Here is a 21,551-nt window from a genome sequence, read left to right on the forward strand (position 1 = left end):
ATTTGAACCCGTGTTACCGCCGTGAGAGGGCGGCGTCCTAGGCCGCTAGACGAACGGGGCATTAGGACACAGAACAACTTTTGTGAAGTTCTGTTGCTGGCCTACCTGGACTCGAACCAAGAATGACGGTACCAGAAACCGTTGTGTTGCCAATTACACCATAGGCCATCGTTTTTCAGTGCTTACCGGAGTAAACTCTTTGTGAAGTTTTTCCTTGCTCGCTCTGAACAACGATGATTACTATAACCAGAAGGTACAATACATACCAAATCGCCTGCGTATCGCCGCTTTTTAGGCGTTAAAATGACGCCGTTGTAAGTGTGCTCAAAGACGACGACGCCCGCGTGCCAACACGAGCACGCGGGCGTCGAGAAGCGAGCGAGAAGCGAAAACCTTACTCAGCTGCGTAAGGCGTGACCGCGCGGGCGGCACGCAGGCGCGTGAGCGTGGACTCCTTGCCCAGAAGCTCCATGGACTCGAACAGCGGCGGGGAGACCTGCTCGCCGGACACGCCGACGCGCAGGGCGCCGAAGGCCTTACGCGGTTTCAGCTCGAGTTTCTGGATGAGTGCCTCGTTGAGCGCGGCGTCGATGGCGTCGGTGGCCCATTCAGACTCGTCGATGGCCTCAAGCGCCGCAATACCCTCATCGAGCGCCTCGACCGCATCCTCCTTGAGGTTCTTGCGGGCGGCCTTCTCATTGAGCTCGAGCTCGGAATCTGGGGTGACGAGGAACTTGAGGAGCCCGTAGGCGTCGCCAAGCATCTTGATGCGGGTCTGCACCAGCTCGGCGGCCAGGGCGAACTTCTCCGCCGGGTAATCGGCCGGGAAATCGGTGTACTCGGTGAGGTAGGCGCGCAGGCGATCGCGGAAGTCCTCGGGCTCGAGCAGGCGGATGTGATCCGCGTTGATCGCCTCGAGCTTCTTCTGGTCGAAGCGCGCGGGGTTGCCAAGCACGTCTGAAACGTCGAAGGCCTTGACGAACTCGTCGACGGAGAAGATGTCCTGGTCCGCGGACAGCGACCAGCCCAGAAGCGCGAGGTAGTTGATCATGCCCTCCGGAATGATGCCGGCATCCCGGTGGTTGAACAGGTTCGATTCCGGGTCGCGCTTGGACAGCTTCTTGTTGCCCTGCCCCATCACGAACGGCAGGTGCGCGAACTCGGGCGTGAAGTCGGTGATGCCAATGCGCTGCAGTGCCGCGTAGAGCGCGATCTGGCGCGGGGTGGAGGAAAGCAGATCCTCGCCGCGCAGGACGTGGGTGATGCCCATCAGCGCGTCGTCGACCGGGTTGACCAGGGTGTACAGCGGGGCCCCGTTGGAGCGGGCGACCACGAAGTCCGGCTGCGTCTCCGACTTGAAGGTCACCTCGCCACGCACGAGGTCGTTCCAGGTCCAGTCCTGGTCCGGCATGCGCAGGCGCCACACGGGCTTGCGGCCCTCTGCCTCGAATGCGTCGATCTGCTCCTGGGTGAGGTCGCGGTCGAAGTTGTCGTAGCCCAGCTGCGGGTCGCGCCCGGCGGCCTTGTGGCGCTCCTGCACTTCCTCGTTGGTGGAGTACGCCGGGTAGACCTCGCCGGCCTCAATCAGCTTGTCTAGGACCTCCTTGTAGATGTCCATGCGCTGCGACTGGCGGTACGGCTCGTGCGGGCCGCCCACGTTGATCCCCTCGTCCCAGGTCAGGCCGAGCCACTCAAGCGACTCGATGATGGCCTTGTAGGACTCCTCGGAGTCGCGGGCGGCGTCAGTGTCCTCGATACGGAAGACAAACGTGCCGCCGCTGTGCCGCGCCTGCGCCCAGTTAAACAGGGCGGTGCGCACCATCCCGACGTGCGGGGTGCCAGTGGGCGATGGGCAAAAACGTACTCGCATTGCAGATTCAGTCATGGGGTAAATAGTAGCCCCTACGTGCGGGCAGTCGCTTTTCGACGCCCACCGCCTCCCCTACTTCGCGTGCCGCGACAGGAACCACCACAGCTCATCTGCGGCGGACGGCGAGTACCACCAGTAGTGGTTCGAGCCGTGCACCTGGATCACCTGCACACCCTTGGCGCAGCCGCGCGCGGACACGCGGGTGACGTTCGGCCCGACCGGGGCGCGGTTGATGCCGCCAGCGCAGCGGTTGCGGCGCTCGTAGGAGGCGAACATCGCCGGCACCGGCAGCACGCGCTCCCCGCGGCGGACCGTGCCGTGGTAGGGCGTGAGTGTGTCCCCCGTGCCGTGGACCGCCATAAAGGCGACCGGGATGGACTGGCAGTCACGGTTGACCGGCGCATAGTACGCTCCAGACACACCCGCCACGCCTGCAAAAAGGTCTGCCATATGGCAGGCCGAGACCGCTGCCATCCCACCACCGGTGGACATGCCGGTGGCGTAAATGCGGCGGCGGTCGATGTTGTAGTAGCGCTGCACATCGTCGATCATTGCGCGAACGAAGCGGATGTCCTGGCCCGGGCGGGTCACAGCCGTCGGCGAACCCTCCCACGACGCCCCGATGGCGCGCGGGTAGACGATGATGGCGTTCTGCCCCACCGCGGACTCACGCAACCGCGAGTAGTTGCGGAAATTCTCCGTGGAGTCCTGGTATGCCGAGTACCCCACCATCACTGGCGTCGGGCGGGCCGGGTTGTAGTTGGCAGGCACCCACACGAGGTAGCTGCGGCCCGCGCCGACGATCTCCCCGTTGCGGCCCGGGGCAATCGGGGCTTTTGCCTGCGGTGCCCACGCTTGCACCCCTGGCACTTTCGGTGCAGGAAGCGGGTTGTGCGGCAGCGAAGAGCCGGGCGGCAGAGACTCATTGGCCATGCGGACAAATTTGTTCCATTCCGCATTCGCGTTGCGCACCGCGTCATTGACAGCGTTGTTCGCGCTCTCCATCGCTGCGTTGACCTGCCCATCGAGCGTTGAGGACAGATCTTGAGCAGCAGCCGGGGTGGCCTGAGTGACCAACAGCAGGGCAACAAGGCCACCTGCAAGAGTTTTCACAATTTTCACTTATGTCACATTACTCCCCTTGCAAGTTGCTGCCAGTTCGCATGGAACTGCCCCACAGTTGCTGTATATTTCGCGGTTGCTAAAGTCTCCCCTTATGCCGCAGACCCCCGCGCACAACTCGCCCGCCCCTGATCACGGACGCCCCGCAAGCGCCCCGGACTTCCTACTGTCCCGCGCCCACGGCTCCGTGCGCACGCAGGGCTCGGTGCGCCAGTTTTCCGATGCCTTCGCCGCCATCGACGCAATCGAGGCCGGCGGGGTCGACATGGTCGTCGGCGCGCTGCCCTTCGACCAAAACTGCCCCGCCGCACTCACGGTGCCGGAGACCATCGTGCGCGAATCCGGCACGCTCGAGCCGCACCCGTACTACCGCGTCGGACCCGGCTCACGCCTCTCCGCTTCCGTGACCAGTTACGACCCCGCTCCCCAGGAGCACCTGCGCCGGATCGAGGCAGCGCTCGGCACGATCGAGGCCTCCAAACTGGACAAAGTGGTCCTCGCCCGCGCGGTGGACATCGCCTTCGATCCGCCGGTGGATCCGCGCCTCGTCGCGGCGCGGCTTATCGACCTCTCCTACACCCGCGACGGCTTCATCGCCGATCTGACCCCAGCCGGCCGCCCCGGCAACTTCTTCGTCGGCTCCTCACCTGAGGTGCTGGTCAAGCGGCGCGGCATGGAGGTTGCTTCGCACCCGCTGGCGGGTTCTGCCGCGCGCATCCCGCACGACCGCGAAGCCGACGAGGCCGCAGCCAAAGCGCTCTACAACTCGGCGAAGGATCTCGACGAGCACGCCTACGTCGTCGAGCACATCCGCGGCATCCTCGCCCCGCTGTGCACCCGCCTGGAAATTCCGGAGCGCCCCCAGATCGAAAAGACCAGCGAGATGTGGCACCTGGCCACCCCCATCCGCGGCGAGCTCAAGGACCCCGCGCCCACCGCGCTCGACCTCGCGCTGCGGCTCTACCCCACCCCGGCCGTCTGCGGCACGCCGCCCGAGGCCGCCGAGGCGCTGATCACCACCGCGGAAACCGACCGCGGCTTCTACGCCGGCGCGGTCGGCTACACCGAAAACAACGGCGACGGCGAGTACATGGTGGCGATCCGCTGCGCCGAGGTCGATGCCTCCGGCACAAGCGCCCGCACCTGGGCGGGCGGCGGCCTCGTCCTCGGCTCCGACCCCCAGGCGGAGCTGGACGAGACCAGCGCCAAGCTGCGCACCATCATGCGCGCGCTTGGTCTTTGATACTCGGGCCGGTTTAGGCCCGAGCGACCGGGTTGCCCAGGCTGCCGATGCCCGGGATCTCCACCTCGATGAAGTCGCCCGGCACCATCTCGGCAGTACCGGCCGGGGAGCCGGTAGCCATGACGTCGCCCGGCAGGAGGGTGAACGACTGAGTGACCCACTCGATCATCTCGCCGATGTTCATGATCATCTGCTTGGAGTTGGAGTCCTGCTTCGTCTCGGTCTTGCCGTCGTGGGTCAAGTGCGCCTTGATCGGCAGGTCGGAGAAGTCGAACTTGTCCAGGTCCGTCTCGATCCAGGGGCCGAGCGGGGCGAAGGTGTCGATACCCTTGGCGCGCGCCCACTGGCCGTCGGAAAACTGCAGGTCGCGCGAGGACACGTCGTTGATGATGGTCACGCCGCGCACCACCGACTTCCAGTCCTTAGCCTTGACGTTCTTGCAGGGCACGCCGATGACGACGGCGAGCTCGCCCTCGAACTCCACGCCGGTGGCGAAGTCCGGGATACGAATCGGCGCGCCCGGCCCGACGACCGCTGTCGGCGGCTTGATAAAGATGGTCGGCGGCAGGTGCTCTGCCGACTCCTTGAACACCTCGGCGACGTGGTCCGCGTAGTTGCGGCCCACCGCCACGATCTTGCTGGGCAGCGTCGGCGCGAGCAGGCGCACGTCCTCCAGCTTGTACTCTTTTCCGGTGTATTCGGGTTCGGTGTACGGGGTGCCGGCGATTGCCTTGGCTACCTCCCCCGCTTCGTCGATGACGGCGAACGTCATCCCTTCAGGTGTTGCAATTCGTCCAAAACGCATAGGCAAGAGCATACCGAAGCGTATCGCGAAGTGACACATCACTCACTAGCTAGCGCAAGGTAAAGCTCAGCACACGCAATCGCGTCTGTGAGCGCCCCGTGATTGGTGTACCGCGGCAGCCCATAGCGCTGGCGCACGCGCGGCAGCCGGAGGTCCTCGCCGCGCGGGTAGGTGCCCATGCGTTCCATGTGGCGTCGCTCCATCGTCATCGTGTCAATCACCTCCGATTCATGCAGCGCCCAGCGCTTCCCGCGCACCTCCGTAGCCAACTGGCCGAGGAAACCCGTTTCCATCTGCGCAAAGTGCGCGAGCAGCTTCCGCCCCTCGATGGCGCGCACAAAGGCCTCCCACACCTGCGCGGGGTCCTCACCGCGCGCTGAGACCTCGTCGTCGGTGATCCCGTGGATGGTCGCGGAGTCCCCCACCTCCGCACCGGCCAGCACGTGGTGCTGCGCCCCGCCCAGGTCGATCACGTTGCCGTTGACCGGCACCCAGCCGACGGCGACCAACGCATCACGGCCGGGTTTGAGGCCGGTGGTTTCGACGTCGACGGCCAGCAGCGCGTCGTCGATAAGCTGCCTGCGCTTCGCGCGCGTCCCGAAAAACATCTCACACCGCCCGCACCGGGTACTTGTTCGCCAGCGCGTTCTGCAGCGACTTGATCACGCGGAAACTGTCGCGCAGCGCCGCCCGGTCGCGCTCGCTGAGTTGCTTCGGGTCGATGTGGTAATCCGGCCGCTCGCCGGCACGCAGCTGCCTCGCCTGGTGTTTCATCACCAGGTCAGCCAGGTACTCGTAGGCACCGAGCAGGTCGTCCGCGCCCTTGGCCGAGATGATCGCGCCCGGCTCGCTTCTCGACGCCACAATACGCGCCACCGTATCCACCTCACCCACCCCCGAAACGATCGAGTACAGCCGCGCCATCTGCACCACCGCCGCGGTCCCGCCACGCTTGATGTCCAAGGTGGAGGCGTACTCGCCGCTGCGCTCGACGACCAGGCCGCGGAAGAACCCAATCGGCGGCTCGCGGAACGTGGCCAGCGCGGCCAGGTGCGTGTGCAGTCGGCGCGAGCCGCGGGCGGAGGCGAGCGCCGCGTCGTGGACCTCGCGGGCCGCGGTCTCGGCCGCGGCGTCGGACGCAAAGATGGTACGGAAGTCGAAGAAGACCTGGGCGTGCAACAGCGCGTCCGGATCGGGCGCGGTGACCCAGCCGTGGAAGGTGCGCTCCCACTCCGCCTGCGTCATGCGCCAGGCGTCGTTGGCGGCCATCATGTCGCCTGGACACAGCGCCTGCCCAGCGTGACCGAGGCCCTCGGAGACGAAGCGGCCCAGCTCGGCGAAGTACGCGCCGTGCGCCTCCAGGTCGAAGGCGTTGTCCAGCACCAGCGCGTTGTCCTGGTCGGAGGCCGGCCCCATCTCTCTGCGCGCCTGGGAGCCGACCGCGACGAACGCGAAGGGCACCGGTGGGTCCCCGAGCTTCTCGATGGCGAGCGTGCACAGCCGCCGCGCGATCCCGTCCGCGATCGAGGTGAGGATCCGCTGCGACTCGGTGGCCGAGGCCCCGCGCTCGTAAAAGCGCATCGCCACCTGCGCCGCCCGCCCGTACGCGCCCTCGAGTTCCTCATAACTCGCGCGCTCCACGTCGGCGGCGAGGTAGATCGGGTCGGCCTGCAAAAGGCGCATGATGTCGGAGGAGGTCACGATCCCCTCGATGCCGTGCTCGCCTTCCACCGGCAGGTGGTGGATGCCTGCCTCGCCCATCAGCAGCATCGCTTCGAAGACAAGCGAGGACCCAGCGATCGAACGCACCGGGGACGTCATGATCTCGGCCACCGGCCGGTCCGGGTCCACACGCCGAGCCACCACGCGCGAGCGCAGGTCGCGGTCGGTGACGATCCCCGGCTCGTCCCCGTCAACGATCAGGCAGGTCACGCGGTGGCGATCCATCGCGGCCGCCGCCTCCGCGATCGGGGTCGTGGGTGTGATGGTGCGCAACTCGCGGCCGCGGATGAGTTCCGCGAGCCGGGTACGCAGCACCTGCGCCGAACCGGAATCGCGCACCTCCTCAGCCGCAGCCGCTACGCGACGCGACGCGGACTGGAAGAAGCGCTCCAGGTCCGGATGTGCCTCCAAAAGCTGCGCAAACGTCTCGCGCGGGAGGAGCAGCAGCACGCAGTCCTCCACGGCGGTCATGGTGTACTGCGACTCGCGCTCGCCGACGAGCGTGGAGTAGCCGAAGTTCTTGCCCGCGTCGCGCCGATCAAGCAGCAGACCGTCCTCGGCGACGATGTCGATCGCCCCCGAGCGGATGATGTGCAGCGTATCGTTCGGCTCGCCGAGGCCCACGACCGTGGTGCCGCGGCGCACGTAGGTAATACCCATCTGCGCGGGCAGCGCGGCGAGCTCCTCTTCGGGTAGGTGTGAGAAGGGCTCGTGCTCGGCAAGGAAGCCGCTGACCTCTTCAAGTTCGACGCTCATGCCCCAACATTAGCGTGAGATGACGCACAAATGTGGGTGTTTCATTGGTAGCTCACAAACCAGGGGCGCGGCGAGACGTCGTTGAAGGTCTGCTCCGGGCTAAACGTCGGCTCGTCCTCGTCGATGAAGTTCTTCCAGGCCATGTAGAAGCCCGGGTCGAGGTCCTTGCGCAGCAGGTTCCAGGTCTCAAACTTCTGCCCCGGCGTGCCGTGCCCGTCGGCGTGCAGGACGTAGGCCAGCTCGTCGTGGTCGGTGCGGATGTTCTCGCGGTAGGGGAACATCCCGAGCTGGAACTGGTGCAGCACGAACGCCTTCTGCGGCAGGTTGTGCTCGCGGGTAAACGCGGCCAGCCAGTCCGCCACCACGTTGATTTCCTCCGCGGTCGCTGACCCGACGCGCGAGAGCGGCTCCTCGCCCGGATTGAGCTTCCACTCCGCATCCAGCGCGAGCCCAACGTTGGGCCGCTTGAGCAGCTCCTCGTACAGCCTGACCTGGTGCAGGAAGTCGCCCTGGCCCGGCTGCAGGTCGATGACCGCGTAGCCGCCGGCCTCGGTAATGGCGTCGATGTACGGCACGACCTCTGCCGGGTCGGCCTCGTTGGAGTAGTCGCCGTCCTCGCCCGGCGAGTTCGACGCCACGGTCACGATGATCTCGAAGGCGGGGATCACGGGCTCGTCGGCAAGCGGGTGGTACTTCTCCGCATACTCCTTCGCCAGCGCGGCGGCCTCCGCCGGCGGCTGCTCGCCCATGATACCCAGCTCGGGCGCGAACGCGTGCCCGTACAGCGCGATCATGCGCCGACCCGGGAAGACCAGCCCACCGCCGCCGGGCAGCTCGCCGTTGGCTGCCAGCTCGATGCGCGAGCGGAAATCCTCGGTCGTGCCCCACTGCCGTCCGAGCGCGAGCGTGTCCTGCTCGGCCACGGTGCGCATGCTTGTCGACGTCGCCCGCGGATCCGGTGCCGCAACCACCTCAATCTCGGCACCTGCCGCTCGTGCCGTCGCCGCCGCGGCCCGGGAGGTCTGCGGGCTCGCCAGCATCGGCGGAAGCTGCCTGTCTTGGGCATTCGGTGCGTCGAGCGCGGCGATCGACTCGGCATCTTGCTCCGGCGCGGGGCTGTCCACCGGCGCGACCTCGTCTGCCTCCGCGTCCTCGCCGGGCACCTCGATCACGGTCTCGGCACCCAGGCGAGTGATCTCCTCGTCGACGGCCGCATCCGTGTTCGGCCAGCGCGTGAGCAGCGGGACGCCGCGCTCCACCGCGATGCCTGCGGCGCGGAGCTGGTCCTCGCGCTTGGGTCCCGCCACCACGACGGTGTCGGCGGCGTCGAAAAGCAGCTTGGAGACCTCCACGCCGGTGCCGTCCGCGTCCGCGATGACCTCAGAACCGTCGGTGGCAAGCCGCGCCTGCTCGCCCGCAGCCTCCGGAGAACCCGACACCTGCTGGAACGCGCCGGTAAGGCCGAGCACGGTCATCACGAGTGCGGCGATCAACGCGCAGGCGCTGACGACCCTGGCGCGGGAGGTCTGCAATCGCATACTGACGGGCACCTTTCTCTACGGTCACATGATTTTCACAATTCTACGGCCCCGCCGCCGCTGCAGGGCGATCCGCCTGCACTAAAAACGGGAAAAGCCCCGCACGGGGCGGGGCATGCGCATGCAAGCGGCTACTGCAGCGCGGCGACGATCCGGTCGCCGACCTCGGTCGTGGACACCGGGCCGTCGCCACGCGCGGCGACGTCGGCCTCGACGGCCTGCTCGATGCGCGCGGCGTTGTCCTCGTCGCCAAGGAAGCGCAGCATCATGGCCACCGACAGGATCATCGCGGTCGGGTCGGCGATCCCCTGCCCAGCGATATCCGGCGCGGAACCGTGCACCGGCTCGAACATGGAGGGGAACTCGCCCGCGGCGTTGATGTTGCCGGAGCAGGCCTGGCCCACGCCGCCGGTGACCGCGCCGGCGAGGTCGGTGAGGATGTCGCCGAAGAGGTTGTCGGTGACGATCACGTCGTAGCGGGCCGGGTCGTCGACCATGTAGATCGTCGCGGCGTCGATGTGGTTGTAATCCACCTCCACCTCCGGGAACTCCTGCGCCAGCTCGTCCACCACGCGCTGCCACAGGCCACCGGCGTTGACCAGCACGTTCGTCTTGTGCACGAGCGTGAGTTTCTTGCGGCGCGTCATGGCCAGCTCGAAGGCGTAGCGCACCACGCGCTCGGCACCGAAGTAGGTGTTCTGGCTGACCTCGGAGGCCACCTCGTGCACCGTGCCCTGGCGCAGCGTGCCGCCGTTGCCCGCGTACAGGCCCTCGGTGCCCTCGCGCACGACTACGAAGTCGATCTCGCCGGGGTTGGCCAGCGGGCTCGTCGACGTCGGGTACAGGCGCGAGGGACGCAGGTTGACGTAGTGGTCCAGCTTGAAGCGCAGCGGCAGCAGCAGGCCGCGCTCGAGCACACCGGCGGGCACGTTCGCCGGGTCGCCGATCGCGCCGAGCAGGATCGCGTCGTGTGCCTTCAGGCTGTCCAGGTCGGCGTCGGTAAGCAGCTCGCCGTTGCGCAGGTAGCGGCGCGCACCGAGGTCGTAGTCGGTGGTTTCCACGTCGTCGCGCACCGCGGAGAGCACCTTCAAGCCTTCGGCCATGACTTCGGTGCCGATGCCGTCGCCGCCAATCACTGCGATCTTCATTTTTGAGATTCCTTTCTCACCTGATGGACTTGTCTGTGAGTGTAGCAGCCCACGCAGGCAAAAGTGTGCCCCCGCACCATGTTGTCGGTGCGGGGGCGAAATCGCGCGGGGTTAGTCCAGGACCACCTGCAGCGCAGACGCGCCGAGTGCCTCGGCGATCTCGTCCACGAGCGCGTCCGGCACCTCGGACTCAACGCGCAGGATCAGGATCGCGCCGTCACCCTTCTCGGCCTGCGTCAGTGCCGCGGCCTCGATGTTGATGCCCTGAGCACCGAGCTTGGAGCCCACCGTGCCCAGCGCGCCCGGTGCATCGGTGTAGCGGAAGAACAGGTTGCGACCCTCGGCGCGCATGTCCAGACCGCGGCCGTTGATGCGCACAATCTTCTCCACGCCCTCCAGGCCGGTCAGCGCGCCGACGACGGTGACCGTCTCGCCGGTGCTGGAGACGATCTGCACCTCGAGCGCGCTGCGGTGCGCACGCGCCTCGGTCTGCGTCTCCACCGAGTAGGTCAGCCCGCGGGACTCGGCGATCTGCGGCGCGTTGACAAAGGTGACCGGCTCATCCACGATGCCGGAGAACAGCCCGCGCACCGCAGACAGGCCGAGCGAGTCGATCTGCTCGGTCGACAGCTCGCCGCGTGCGGTGACCTTGAGGGAGACCGGTGCCTCGTCGAGCAGCTCGCCGGCGATCAGGCCGAGCTTGCGGGCCAGGTCCAGCCAGCGGGCTACCTCTTCGCCGACGCGGCCGCCGGTGATGTTGACCGCGTCTGCGACGAACTCGCCCGCCAGCGCCTTGAGCACCGAGTCGGCGACGTCGGTGCCGGCGCGGTCCTGCGCCTCCACGGTGGACGCGCCGAGGTGCGGGGTCACCACGACCTCGTCCAGGGCGAACAGCGGCGAGTCGGTGCACGGCTCGGAAGCGTAGACGTCGAAGCCGGCGCCGCGGATGGGGCCGTTCACGATGGCGTCGGCAAGCGCCTGCTCATCCACCAGCCCACCGCGGGCGGCGTTGATGAGGATCTGGCCCTCCTTGGCCTTCGACAGCAGGTCCGCGTTGAACATGCCCGCGGTTTCCTTCGTCTTCGGCAGGTGGATGGTGACGAAGTCAGCGCGGCCCATGAGCTCCTCCAGCTCGACGAGCTCCACGCCGAGCTGCGCCGCGCGGGCGGGGTTAGCGTAGGGGTCGTACGCGATGACGTTCGTCTCAAACGCGCTCAGGCGCTGCGCGAACAGCTGCCCAATGTGGCCGAAGCCGACAATGCCCACGGTCTTGCCATAGATCTCCACGCCCTTAAAGGAGGAGCGCTTCCACTCGGCGTTGCGCAGCGTCGCGTCCGCGGCCGGGATCTGGCGCGCGGTGGCCAGCAGCAGCGCGATCGCGTGCTCACAGGCGGAGTGGATGTTCGAGGTCGGGGCGTTCGCGACCATCACGCCGCGCTCGGTGGCGGCAGGGATGTCCACGTTGTCCAGGCCCACGCCCGCGCGCCCGATGATCTTCAGGTTCTTCGCGGCCGCGATGACCTCGGCGTCGACGGTCGTTGCGGAGCGCACGAGCAGCGCGTCAGCCTCCGGGACCGCAGCGAGGAGCTCCTCGCGGTTCGGCCCGTCGACCCAGCGCACCTCGACTGCGTCTCCGAGCGCTTCGACGGTGGATTGGGACAGTTTGTCAGCGATCAGCACGACCGGTTTGGACACTGGAATCGACTCCTGTGCATTTCAATATCTCAATAGGTACGCGCGCCATTCTAGCCCGAATAGACCCCGCTGTCTGCAATTCTCGGCTAATAATTTTCTTCCGCCTGCATAATACGCTGCGGAATATCGATCGCCCGGCCAAACTGCGTGCCCAGCAGCACCAGCGGCGCGTCCGCCAGCCCGGCCATCGCGAGCAGTGTGCTTTCCGACGCCCGCGGATCCGGATCATCCACATACGCCACCGCCGCCCCGTACGCCCGCGCATTCGCGATCGAGGCGATCGAAGTCTCCCCCGTCGCCACCACCTGCGGCGCCATGTCTGCGTCGCGCCGCGAGTGCACCGGGAAGGGCTGCGCCTTCGCGTTCGGCTTGACCACCGGCTGCGCCCACGACGCGTTCAGCCAGGTCGGTTGCGTTGTATTCAGCTCCGCCACGGCGCGCTGCGCCCGCGCCGGATCCTGCACCGCGCGCTCGCGGAAGCGCACCGACGTCATTTTCCCCAGCGCCTCGAGCCCGCCCGGGTCGCGGTTCACTCTCACTTCACCGGAGAGCGGCGCAATGGGCACGTCACCGACCGTGAGCACCGTGTGCGCCTTGAGGCGCTCGGTTTCCTGGATCACCTGAGCGTGGTGCTGCGCGTCGTAGACAAGCATCGGCGCGTGCGCATAGGCGGCTATCGACGCCGCGCGTAACTGCGCCTCCACCGTCTGGTCACTCACCACGAGCGTCTCCGAGCTGACGAAGAAGTACTCGGAGCTGACCAGACCGTTCGTGTCATCGAGGACGACCGGGCGGTCGTCGAAGAACGCCGCGACGTGGCGCGACTGGTTCGCAGTGCGTGCCTTCTCCAGCGGGGACTGCTCGGTCTCCTCCGCGCAGCCGCCGAGCGCCAGCGCACACGCGCACAGCGCGGCGGCGATGCCGCGAAACCTATTCTGCATCTCGCACGTCGCGCACGACAGCCTTATCCAGTGCGTACTCGATGATGCCGACGAAGTGCTCACGTCGGAAGTTGATAAAGCCCTCCCAGTCAGAATTGAGCAGGTCGGCCGGGCGGATCTCGTGGCCGCGGAGCATCGCGTCGAACTCCGCGTCGTCCATCAGCGACTTCGACTGCAAGCGCGGCAGGTAGCGCTTCGGTTCGTTGTTCTCCATGACTACGTCGGTGCGCCGGCCCATCGGCGTGCGGTTGAGCACCGAGTCAGCCAACTGCTCGTCTGCACCCGCGGCCAGGCAGAACTCGCGCGGGAAAACCGTGTGGAAACGCGGTAGCAACTCGCCAATTGTCTCGCGGGTAAAGGGCCTGCCAGTGCGCCAATCCAGCGCGCCACGTGCCATCAACAGCGCGTACAGGCCGCGGTAGACGCCGCTTTCCGCAGTCGCCGTATGCAGCCTCGACTCCGCGAAGCTCGCGTCCGTGACCGTGCGCGGCACCGCGTCCGTCTCTCCCCGCACCCAAGGCGTGACCTGGGTGACGTCCAGGCCTGCGCGAATCGACGGCGCGTGCGCCCCGTAGAGCTCGCCGAACACGCCAGACCAGAACCAGCGGTTGAGCCGATCCTTCGCCTCTTGCTGCTCCAGCACCGCCGGGTCCTCGGCAAGGCGTGCCAGGATCGTGGCCAGCGGCACGATCTGAGCCGCGTACGGCACCTGGTCGACGCCCAAAATGCAGCGCTCCGCCAAGAACTCCGCGGCGGCAACAAAGGCGTCGGTGAGCTCCTCGGCGTGGTCGAGGTACTGCGAAAGCGAGATGTTCAAGATGTCGCCCCGGTGCCCCACCGCGTGGCCCTCCCTACTGGTGAGTAGGAGCGACAGGGCACGCAGGTACTCAATGCGGCCGATGTTGTCCAGCGCCGGGTACTCGCGCAGACGCGCCTCCTGGGCCGCAAAGTGCTCGCCTAGGTGGAACTCCGGGTCCTCCGAGGCGAACACGGCCGTGAGCAGCTCGAAGACGTCCATCTGCACGCCCGCGGAGTTCGCGTGCGCAAAAATCTGGCCGACCCCGATCTGCGAAGTCTCGCGGTCGATGCGAATCACCGGCACATCATAGGCCGGCAGCCAGCGCAGCACGCTGTGCTGGAAGGCCTTGACCGCCTCCCGCATCCCCGGGTCCTCCGACTCCGCGGCCAGGTCGATGAGCAGGTCTGCGCCTTCCTTCCAGAGCAGCGTCGAGATCGGCACCACGCCGTGGGTGAGCATGTCGGCACGCGAGGTGATCCCGCCGTCGATCTGCGGGCCGAAGTGCGAGCGCACCTGCCCGTCCAAGTCCACGGCGAAGACGGACTCCACCGGCATCGGGTCTGCCGACACCGCCGCGCGCACGTCGACAAAGAAGCGGCGCTCGATGCGCCGGCCGAGGTAATCAAGCGAAGGGATGACCCCGTCGCCCTTGAAGGCGTGGTAGAGGGAGGTGAGGCGCTGCTGCCCGTCGAGAAGCAACAGCCCCGGCTCACGGTCGCCCGGGCGCAAACCCTCGAGCGGGCGCGGGCGGAAGCGCATCGGTGCGTTCCGGGTATCGAGCGCGAGGAAGGATCCGACCGGGTATCCGCGCAGTACGGAGGTCACGAGTGTGCGGACGCGGTCGACGTCCCAAATGTATTCGCGTTGGAAATCGGGCAGCTGCAGCTCGCCGCGCTCGGCGCGGGCGAAGAGGGCTTTTAAGGAGTAGCTCGGCGTGGTAAATCCCATGGCCCCAACACTAGAACAGAATCAGCAAACCGTCTCGTGGGATTCGTGCTCCGGCTGCTCGATCTGGATGGTGGAGTGCTCAATGCCGTGTTCGCGCAGGGCGTGCTGGGCCGCATCCAGCAGCGGGCCGGTGCCGACGGTGCCGTCGCGGACAATGTGCACGGTCGCCAGCACGCTGACGCCGTCCAGACTCCACAGGTGCAGGTCGTGAATGTCGGCGACGCCGTCGACCTGCCGAAGCGCGGGCTCTACCACGCTGACGTCGAAGCCCTCTGGGACCTGCTCGAGCAGCACGCTCGCCGACAGCCGCATGAGCTGCCACGCACGCGGCAGCACCATCGCCGCAATCACCAGGGAAGCGATCACGTCCGCCGCCACGAACCCGGTGGTCAGCACCACGATGCCGGCCACGATCACCGCCACCGAGCCAAGCATATCCACCAGCACGTGCAAAAACGCGCCCTCAACGTTGATCGACGACTCGCGGTGCCGGTTCAGCACCCACGCCGACGCCGCGTTCGCCACCAGGCCAATTACCGCGATGACCAGCATCGTTGTGCCCTGCACCTCAGCCGGGCTCTGCAGGCGGCGCACCGCCTCGACGACAATCCACACCGAAATCGCCAGCACCATCACCGCGTTCGCCAGCGCCGCAAGCACCTCCACCCGCCGGTAGCCGTACGTGGCCTGGGCCGATGCTTGTCGACGCCCAACCAACACCGCGATCACCGCAATGATCAACCCTGCGGCGTCGGAAAGCATGTGCATCGCATCGGCCATCAGCGCCATCGAGCCAGCCAACCAGCCGCCGACCAGCTCCGCGAAGAACACGGTGCCGGTAATCGTCAGCGCGATCGCAAGTGCGCGCAGCGGCGTGCTGGAGTGGTCGTGGTCGTGGTGGTGATGCTCGTGTGCCATGTCTTTAGCGTACGACCGCAAACCGTTATTGACAACTAAATGAAAACGGGTACCAGCGGGCGGATTCGGGCACGCTCGGGCGGCTTTTGTTACGGTGGGAGGTTGAATTACTCGAGCGAAAGGACACGCTTATGACTACTTCTCAGCCGAACCCAAACCGCGACGCAGGCGAAACCGACGAGACCAAGGTAATGCCCGCGACTGCCACAGAGCAGACCGCAGGTTCCACCGCTGTCACCGCCGAGGAGACCGAAGCTGCCGCCGGCGGCAACGGCGGCGGCTGGTGGAAGTGGCTGCTGGGCATCCTGGTCGCGCTGCTGCTCGTCTGGCTGCTGCTCGGCCTCTTCAACGGCGGCAGCGACGACGAGGGCGACACGGCAGTGACCGAGACCTCCACCGTCGCCACCGAGACCAGCCAGGAGACCGTCACGGTGGGTGGCGCTGAGAGTGCCGCCGAGGAAGGCGAGCCCGCTGAGGCACCGGCCGAGACCGAGAGCACCGATCTGACCGAGCAGGTCGGCGACGCAGCCGCCACCGCCACTGAGCAGGCTGGCGAGGCGCTCGAGGACGCCACCGACGCCGTCGGCGACGCTGCAAGTGACGCAGCTGAGGCAGTCACCGGCGAGAACTAAGCCGCCACACAACACAGCGGCCGCCGCGAGGAAGGTTCCTCGCGGCGGCCGCTTTCTTGCGTAAAAAGACTTACGCGGTCTCGTTGAGCGGGTTCTTCACCCAGCTCATCATGTCGCGCAGCTGTGCACCGGTCTTCTCAATCGGGTGCTCCGCAACCTTGGCGCGCAGACCCTCGAGCTCCTTGTTGCCGCCCTCGACGTTGGCGACCAGACGCTTGGTGAACTCGCCGGACTGGATGTCCTTGAGGATGTCGCGCATACGGTCCTTGGCGCCCTCGTCGATGACGCGCGGGCCGGAGAGGTAGCCACCGAACTCCGCGGTGTCAGACACGGAGTAGTTCATGTTGGCGATGCCGCCCTCGTAGATCAGGTCGACGATCAGCTTCATCTCGTGCAGGCACTCGAAGTAGGCCATCTCCGGCTCGTAGCCAGCCTCGACAAGCACCTCGAAGCCCTTCATGATCAGGTCTTCCAGGCCACCGCAGAGCACTGCCTGCTCACCAAAGAGGTCGGTGACGGTCTCGGCCTCGAAGGTGGTCGGGATAACGCCGGCGCGGGCACCACCGATGGCGGCCGCGTAGGACAGGGCCAGGTCGCGGCCGTTGCCCTGCGGGTCCTGCTCGATGGCGATCAGGCAGGGCACGCCCTTGCCGTCGACGTAGGTGCGGCGGACCAGGTGACCCGGGCCCTTCGGCGCGACCATGCCGATGGTGACGGTGTCGGCCGGCTCGATCAGCTTGAAGTGGATGTTCAGACCGTGGCCGAAGAACAGCGCGTCGCCGTCCTTCAGGTTCGGCTCGATGTCGTTGCGGAAGATCTCGGCCTGGGAGGTGTCCGGGGCCAGCAACATGATCACGTCGGCCCATGCGGCAGCCTCGGCGTTGGTCTTAACCTCAAAGCCGGCTTCCTTCGCCTTCGCCGCGGACTTGGAGCCCTCGCGCAGGCCGACGACGACCTCTACGCCGGACTCGCGCAGGTTCTGCGCGTGGGCGTGGCCCTGGGAGCCATAACCGATGACGGCAACCTTCTTGCCCTGGATGATGGACAGGTCTGCGTCGTTGTCGTAAAACACGTCAATAGCCATGAGTGGAACACTCACCTTTCCTATTCTATGAGACAGCTATTTCATATTATGGCACAAGTGCCGTGGGTTGTGGGGAAAACGCGGCGTCGAAAAGCGATTGCTTAGTTCTTCGACGGAGCCATCGTCTTCGGCCCGCGATTGAGCGCGAGGTTGCCGGAGCGCGCCAGCTCCTTGATGCCGAACGTATCCATGAGCTCGAGAAACGCCTTGAGCTTGTCGGAGGAACCAGTGGCCTCGATGACCACCGACTCCGGCGAAACGTCCACGATGCGGGCGCGGAAAATATTCGCCGCGTCCACCACCTGCGGGCGGTTCTGGTTCGTCGTGGCGACCTTCACCAGCAGCAGCTGGCGCGCGATCATCGAGTCGTCCTCCAGCCGCAGCACCTTGATCACCTGGATCAGCTTGTGCAGCTGCTTGGTGATCTGCTCGATGGCGTACTCGGTGGCGTCCACCACGATGGTCAGGCGGTTAATCCCCTCGGTCTCCGTCTTCGCGGATACCAGCGAGACCAGGTTGTAGCCGCGGCGCGTAAACAGCGCCGTCACGCGGGTGATAATGCCGTCGACATCCTGCACCAGCACCGAAAGCGTATTGCGGGTAATGGGTTCTTGCTGTGGCATTTACTTTTCCTCCTGTGCGGGCTGGTTGTCGAGCGCATCGATGGTTTCGCTAATCGCCTCCGGGGTCTCGCCCGCAGATTCTTCCATGTCGAAGAACGGGCGCATGCCGAGTGCGTACTGCATGTCCGAGTTGGAGGCACCGGCCGCGATCATCGGCCACACCTGCGCGTTCTCGCCGACGATGAACTCGACGACGACCGGGCGATCATTGATCTCGCGCGCCTTCTTAATCGCGGGCACGACCTCTTCCTCCTTCGTCACGCGGATCGCCTCCGCGCCGAGCGCCTCAGACAGCTTGACGAAGTCCGGCACGTAGACCTCCTCCCCACCGAGCTTGGTGTGGGAGTAGTGGCCGTCGTAAAACAGCGTCTGCCACTGGCGCACCATGCCGAGGTTGCCGTTATTAATCAGCGCGACCTTGATCGGGAAGCCCTCCATCGCGGCGGTGGTCAGCTCCTGGTTGGTCATCTGGAAGCAGCCGTCGCCGTCAATCGCCCAGACCTCCTTGTCCGGGCAGCCGGCCTTCGCGCCGAGCGCCGCCGGGACGGAGAAGCCCATGGTGCCCAGACCGCCGGAGTTGATCCAGTGCCGCGGCTTGTCAAAGTCCAGGAACTGCGCCGACCACATCTGGTGCTGGCCCACGCCCGAGACGTAGATCGCGTCCTGCCCCACCGTCTTCGACAGCGTCTCAATGACGAACTGCGGCGAAAGCTTGCCGTCAGGCTGCGGGTCGTAGCCGCGGGGGAAGCGCTCTTTGAGCGAGTTGAGGCGTGCGATCCAGCTGCTTATCGACGGCGGCGCATTCCTCTTCTCGTCCCTAAATGCCTCCGTCAACTGCGCCAGGACTCGCTTGGCGTCGCCGACGATCGGCACGTCCGCCTCGCGGATCTTGCCGACCTCCGCCGGGTCGATATCCGCGTGGATCGTCTTCGCGTGCGGGGCGAACGTGGAGGTATCGCCGGTGACGCGGTCGTCGAAACGCGTGCCGATCGCGATGAGCAGGTCGGACTCCTGCAGCGCGCCGACCGCAGGCACCGAGCCGTGCATGCCCGGCATACCCATGTAGAGCGGGTGCGACTGCGGGAACGCACCGAGCGCCATCAAGGTGGTCACCACCGGCACGCCGGTGCGCTCGGCGAACGCGAGCAGCTCCTCGTGCGCGCCAGCCTTGACCACGCCACCGCCGATGTAGAGCACCGGGCGCTTCGACGCCGCGACCATCTTCGCCGCCTGCGCGATCTGGCGGTTGTGCGGCTTCACGTTCGGCTTATAGCCGGGCAGATCAACCTCCGGCGGCCAGGAAAACTCGAACTCCGCGGCCTGGACGTCCTTCGGGATGTCCACCAGCACCGGGCCCGGGCGACCCGTGGTGGCCAGGTGGTGCGCCGCGGCGATCGCGCGCGGGATGTCCTCGACGTCGGTGACCATGACGTTGTGCTTCGTAATCGGCATGGTGATGCCGCGGATATCGGCCTCCTGAAAGGCGTCCGTGCCGATCAGCGGCGAACCGACCTGGCCTGTGAGCGCGATCATCGGCACCGAGTCCAGGTAGGCATCCGCGATCGCGGTGACCAGGTTGGTTGCGCCCGGGCCGGAGGTGGCCAGGCAGACGCCGACCTCGCCGGAGGCCACGGCGTAGCCTTCGGCGGCGTGACCTGCGCCCTGCTCGTGGCGCACGAGGACGTGGCGTAGCTTCTTGGCGGCAAAGAGGGCGTCGTAAAGCGGGAGCACCGCACCACCCGGCAACCCGAACACGACCCGGGTTCCTAGTTCCTCGAGGCTCCGCACTACCGCGTCCGCGCCTGTCATGCGTTCCGGCGCGATCGGTTGCGAGTTCTTTGTCGGGGGCTCCTGTGAGGCTGCCACGATTCCAAGCTCCTTGGGTGAAAAATGTCGGTCAGAAGGTCGATCAAAACAAAAGCCCCCGAATCAGCACGGTGCGTGCTGTCGAGGGCGCTTGTTGTTTCAGCGGCGTAGAAAAACGAACCCGCTACGGCAAGCGCCGCGTGGGAATTCGTACTACTAGTCGCTGGTTGATCATGTGGCTTACCTTACACAACCTCACAGTCGTGAGGGGCAATTTCACTGATTAAAATTCACATCCCACTCTTTGGGGCGTTTTGGCCGGGTTTTCACGACGTGCTCCGGCGGCAGCAGGACTACACTCGACTGCACTATGCCCTTCAAGTACATCCTCATCGAGTTGTGGCACTGGATTGCCGAAACCGGCATCAACCTCGCACTTCTGTGCGCTGCCGCGCTGCTCGTGCCCCGCGCGGGCAGATTCATCAACCGCTACTTCGAGCGCCAAGTTGCACGTGCTGGGTCCGCCGATGAAGGCAAAACGCGCCTCGCGCTCGTCGGCGCGGGCGTCTACATCGGCGAGATCATCGCCTACTTCCTCCTCCTGCTCTTCGCCCTGCAGCAGATTGGGTTCTCACTCGCCGGGGCGGCGATCCCCGCCACCGTGGTCTCGGCCGCGATCGGTTTCGGTGCGCAGAACATCATCGCGGACTTCCTCGCCGGCTTCTTCATCCTCACGGAGAAGCAGTACGGCGTCGGCGACTACGTCACCTTCCAAGGCAACGGCGTCGACGTTTCCGGCGACGTGATCCAGCTGACTATGCGCGCCACCCAGATCCGCACGATCGAGCAGGCGACGATCTCCATCCCCAACTCCACCGCGCGCGTGTGCATCAACCAGTCCAATAGCTGGTCGAACGCGCTGGTGGTCATCCCCGTGCCGCTGCTCGGTTCCTCCTCCGCCGAAGAGGTAGTTGCCCGCTCCGAGCGCGCCACCCGCAAGGCGCTCGCCGCCCCGGAGATCGCGCCGAAAGTGCAGGCAGACCTCCAGGTCCACCCGGCCGTGGACATTCACCCGCCCGCCACCGTCGGCTCGCCGTGGACCGTGGACATGCGCTTCATGGTCAAGGTCGAGCCCTTGAGCCAGTGGATGATCGAGCGCGCCATCCGCCTGGCCATCCTCAACGAGTTCTGGGAGGAATACGGCTCCGCCGCGACTATCGACGGCACACTCTCCCCCTCCCCCGCCGACCCCGAAGCCACGGCGGTGGCCCCGGCCGTACACCACAGCCCCAACCCGGAGGAAGACCCCGCCGCCGAACCCCCGACGCGAATCTTGGAACCCGAGGATGATGAAGACACCGAGTCCTCCAGCCCGAAAGGCCTCCTCGACGGGCTCATGCGAGTGTCCACCTTTGCCCTGCTCGTGGTGTTCGCAGTGCTGCTGCTCATCCGCGGCTTCATGGTCCAGCCCGGCGAGGAGAGCGAGGCGAACAGTGGGTTCCTCGCGCCACCGGCCCGCTCCAGCACTTCCGTCACGGAGTCCGCCGTCGCGCCAACCTACGTGCCCGAGGAGCCCACCTACGCCACCGAGCCCACGTACTCCAGCGAGGTGACAACGCAGTTTTCCACGCCTTCTCCGACGTCCACCACCGTCCCGACGACGGAGGTGCCACCCTCCACCGAGATGACTCCGCAGAGCGTAGAGACCCAGCCCACCGAGTCTGCCGCTGAAAACACCGAACCCTATTAGACGCACGTTTTGGGCCTCCGGTTCCCTTTTGAGCCGAAAGTGGAATACTTCTCACATTTGCTTGTTTGCGCAGGTTGCGGGTGTTTATTGTGGGGGCCATGAACCTCGTAGACGCGTTAATCGCCCAGGACCGCGCCGGCATCGCCATCGT

At 66.2% G+C, this 21,551-nt stretch carries 17 protein-coding genes and 2 tRNA genes (1 of these 19 running past the window's edge); 3 read left to right on the forward strand and 16 right to left on the reverse strand.

Annotation, left to right across the window (positions count from 1 at the left end):
* The 4 genes from HMPREF2550_RS12400 to HMPREF2550_RS10090 form a co-directional block, all read right to left on the reverse strand.
* Window positions 1–60 (reverse strand) — tRNA-Glu (locus HMPREF2550_RS12400) (it extends 131 nt beyond the left edge of the window).
* A 36-nt stretch (window positions 61–96) separates the two neighbouring features.
* Window positions 97–168, reverse strand: a tRNA-Gln gene (locus tag HMPREF2550_RS10080).
* Between the two features lie 226 nt (window positions 169–394).
* Window positions 395–1,885, reverse strand: a complete 1,491-nt coding sequence (gene gltX / locus HMPREF2550_RS10085) for a glutamate--tRNA ligase (protein WP_083319895.1) — start codon at window positions 1,883–1,885, stop codon at window positions 395–397.
* A 57-nt stretch (window positions 1,886–1,942) separates the two neighbouring features.
* Window positions 1,943–2,983 carry a CE1 family esterase gene (locus tag HMPREF2550_RS10090; RefSeq protein ID WP_141760588.1) on the reverse strand — a complete coding sequence of 347 codons (1,041 nt, stop codon included), beginning with the start codon at window positions 2,981–2,983 and terminating at the stop codon, window positions 1,943–1,945.
* Between the two features lie 103 nt (window positions 2,984–3,086).
* Between HMPREF2550_RS10090 and HMPREF2550_RS10095 the strand changes: the two genes are divergently transcribed.
* On the forward strand, window positions 3,087–4,235 hold the full coding sequence (locus HMPREF2550_RS10095) for an isochorismate synthase (protein WP_070790925.1): 1,149 nt from the start codon (window positions 3,087–3,089) through the stop codon (window positions 4,233–4,235).
* A 13-nt stretch (window positions 4,236–4,248) separates the two neighbouring features.
* On the opposite strand, the gene HMPREF2550_RS10100 is transcribed toward HMPREF2550_RS10095, so the two are convergent.
* From HMPREF2550_RS10100 to HMPREF2550_RS10140, 9 genes are all read right to left on the reverse strand, one after another.
* A complete protein-coding gene (locus HMPREF2550_RS10100) occupies window positions 4,249–5,040 on the reverse strand; it encodes a fumarylacetoacetate hydrolase family protein (protein ID WP_083317185.1) in 792 nt (263 codons plus the stop codon).
* Window positions 5,041–5,078: 38 nt separating this feature from the next.
* A complete protein-coding gene (locus tag HMPREF2550_RS10105; RefSeq protein ID WP_070790926.1) occupies window positions 5,079–5,648 on the reverse strand; it encodes a 3'-5' exonuclease in 570 nt (189 codons plus the stop codon).
* Between the two features lies 1 nt (window position 5,649).
* Window positions 5,650–7,518 carry a DUF294 nucleotidyltransferase-like domain-containing protein gene (locus HMPREF2550_RS10110; RefSeq protein ID WP_070790927.1) on the reverse strand — a complete coding sequence of 623 codons (1,869 nt, stop codon included), beginning with the start codon at window positions 7,516–7,518 and terminating at the stop codon, window positions 5,650–5,652.
* Window positions 7,519–7,559: 41 nt separating this feature from the next.
* Window positions 7,560–9,056: a cell wall-binding repeat 2 family protein gene (locus tag HMPREF2550_RS10115; RefSeq protein ID WP_070790928.1), complete on the reverse strand. Its 1,497-nt coding sequence runs from the start codon at window positions 9,054–9,056 to the stop codon at window positions 7,560–7,562.
* 131 nt (window positions 9,057–9,187) lie between these two features.
* Window positions 9,188–10,204 carry a 3-isopropylmalate dehydrogenase gene (locus tag HMPREF2550_RS10120; RefSeq protein ID WP_070764828.1) on the reverse strand — a complete coding sequence of 339 codons (1,017 nt, stop codon included), beginning with the start codon at window positions 10,202–10,204 and terminating at the stop codon, window positions 9,188–9,190.
* 111 nt (window positions 10,205–10,315) lie between these two features.
* Window positions 10,316–11,899 (reverse strand): phosphoglycerate dehydrogenase, encoded by a 1,584-nt coding sequence (gene serA, locus HMPREF2550_RS10125; protein ID WP_070764827.1) that lies wholly within the window; start codon window positions 11,897–11,899, stop codon window positions 10,316–10,318.
* A gap of 86 nt (window positions 11,900–11,985) precedes the next feature.
* Window positions 11,986–12,840 (reverse strand): hypothetical protein, encoded by an 855-nt coding sequence (locus tag HMPREF2550_RS10130; RefSeq protein WP_070790929.1) that lies wholly within the window; start codon window positions 12,838–12,840, stop codon window positions 11,986–11,988.
* Window positions 12,830–14,587 (reverse strand): DUF262 domain-containing protein, encoded by a 1,758-nt coding sequence (locus HMPREF2550_RS10135; protein ID WP_070790930.1) that lies wholly within the window; start codon window positions 14,585–14,587, stop codon window positions 12,830–12,832. The genes HMPREF2550_RS10130 and HMPREF2550_RS10135 overlap by 11 nt, the downstream gene beginning before the upstream one ends.
* Window positions 14,588–14,608: 21 nt before the next feature.
* Window positions 14,609–15,505, reverse strand: a complete 897-nt coding sequence (locus HMPREF2550_RS10140; RefSeq protein ID WP_070764824.1) for a cation diffusion facilitator family transporter — start codon at window positions 15,503–15,505, stop codon at window positions 14,609–14,611.
* Window positions 15,506–15,636: 131 nt separating this feature from the next.
* Here HMPREF2550_RS10140 and HMPREF2550_RS10145 point away from each other — a divergent pair, with 131 nt between their 5' ends.
* Window positions 15,637–16,137, forward strand: coding sequence for a hypothetical protein (locus HMPREF2550_RS10145; protein ID WP_070790931.1), 501 nt, complete (start codon window positions 15,637–15,639; stop codon window positions 16,135–16,137).
* Between the two features lie 70 nt (window positions 16,138–16,207).
* Here the strand turns inward: HMPREF2550_RS10145 and ilvC are convergent, their stop codons facing one another.
* The 3 genes from ilvC to HMPREF2550_RS10160 form a co-directional block, all read right to left on the reverse strand.
* Window positions 16,208–17,221 carry a ketol-acid reductoisomerase gene (ilvC, locus tag HMPREF2550_RS10150; RefSeq protein ID WP_070764822.1) on the reverse strand — a complete coding sequence of 338 codons (1,014 nt, stop codon included), beginning with the start codon at window positions 17,219–17,221 and terminating at the stop codon, window positions 16,208–16,210.
* Between the two features lie 101 nt (window positions 17,222–17,322).
* Window positions 17,323–17,844 carry an acetolactate synthase small subunit gene (ilvN, locus tag HMPREF2550_RS10155; RefSeq protein WP_070764821.1) on the reverse strand — a complete coding sequence of 174 codons (522 nt, stop codon included), beginning with the start codon at window positions 17,842–17,844 and terminating at the stop codon, window positions 17,323–17,325.
* Complete coding sequence (locus HMPREF2550_RS10160; RefSeq protein WP_246819813.1) at window positions 17,845–19,653, reverse strand: acetolactate synthase large subunit; 1,809 nt, start codon at window positions 19,651–19,653, stop codon at window positions 17,845–17,847.
* Between the two features lie 367 nt (window positions 19,654–20,020).
* Between HMPREF2550_RS10160 and HMPREF2550_RS10165 the strand changes: the two genes are divergently transcribed.
* Entirely contained in the window at window positions 20,021–21,400 is a 1,380-nt protein-coding gene (locus HMPREF2550_RS10165; RefSeq protein WP_070790933.1) for a mechanosensitive ion channel family protein, read from the forward strand.
* The last annotated feature ends 151 nt before the right edge of the window (window positions 21,401–21,551 follow it).

The organism is Corynebacterium sp. HMSC074A01 (genome assembly GCF_001831515.1).
Taxonomy (GTDB): domain Bacteria; phylum Actinomycetota; class Actinomycetes; order Mycobacteriales; family Mycobacteriaceae; genus Corynebacterium.

Excerpts from the sequence above, each read along its gene's own strand:
- gltX (WP_083319895.1), bottom strand. The coding sequence starts at position 1,885 with ATGACTGAATCTGCAATGCGAGTACGTTTTTGCCCATCGCCCACTGGC.
- HMPREF2550_RS10145 (WP_070790931.1), top strand. The coding sequence starts at position 15,637 with ATGACTACTTCTCAGCCGAACCCAAACCGCGACGCAGGCGAAACCGAC.
- HMPREF2550_RS10120 (WP_070764828.1), bottom strand. The coding sequence starts at position 10,204 with ATGAAGATCGCAGTGATTGGCGGCGACGGCATCGGCACCGAAGTCATG.
- HMPREF2550_RS10160 (WP_246819813.1), bottom strand. The coding sequence starts at position 19,653 with ATGACAGGCGCGGACGCGGTAGTGCGGAGCCTCGAGGAACTAGGAACC.
- ilvN (WP_070764821.1), bottom strand. The coding sequence starts at position 17,844 with ATGCCACAGCAAGAACCCATTACCCGCAATACGCTTTCGGTGCTGGTG.
- ilvC (WP_070764822.1), bottom strand. The coding sequence starts at position 17,221 with ATGGCTATTGACGTGTTTTACGACAACGACGCAGACCTGTCCATCATC.
- HMPREF2550_RS10135 (WP_070790930.1), bottom strand. The coding sequence starts at position 14,587 with ATGGGATTTACCACGCCGAGCTACTCCTTAAAAGCCCTCTTCGCCCGC.
- HMPREF2550_RS10140 (WP_070764824.1), bottom strand. The coding sequence starts at position 15,505 with ATGGCACACGAGCATCACCACCACGACCACGACCACTCCAGCACGCCG.
- HMPREF2550_RS10110 (WP_070790927.1), bottom strand. The coding sequence starts at position 7,518 with ATGAGCGTCGAACTTGAAGAGGTCAGCGGCTTCCTTGCCGAGCACGAG.
- HMPREF2550_RS10105 (WP_070790926.1), bottom strand. The coding sequence starts at position 5,648 with ATGTTTTTCGGGACGCGCGCGAAGCGCAGGCAGCTTATCGACGACGCG.
- HMPREF2550_RS10100 (WP_083317185.1), bottom strand. The coding sequence starts at position 5,040 with ATGCGTTTTGGACGAATTGCAACACCTGAAGGGATGACGTTCGCCGTC.
- HMPREF2550_RS10115 (WP_070790928.1), bottom strand. The coding sequence starts at position 9,056 with ATGCGATTGCAGACCTCCCGCGCCAGGGTCGTCAGCGCCTGCGCGTTG.
- HMPREF2550_RS10095 (WP_070790925.1), top strand. The coding sequence starts at position 3,087 with ATGCCGCAGACCCCCGCGCACAACTCGCCCGCCCCTGATCACGGACGC.
- HMPREF2550_RS10130 (WP_070790929.1), bottom strand. The coding sequence starts at position 12,840 with ATGCAGAATAGGTTTCGCGGCATCGCCGCCGCGCTGTGCGCGTGTGCG.
- HMPREF2550_RS10165 (WP_070790933.1), top strand. The coding sequence starts at position 20,021 with ATGCCCTTCAAGTACATCCTCATCGAGTTGTGGCACTGGATTGCCGAA.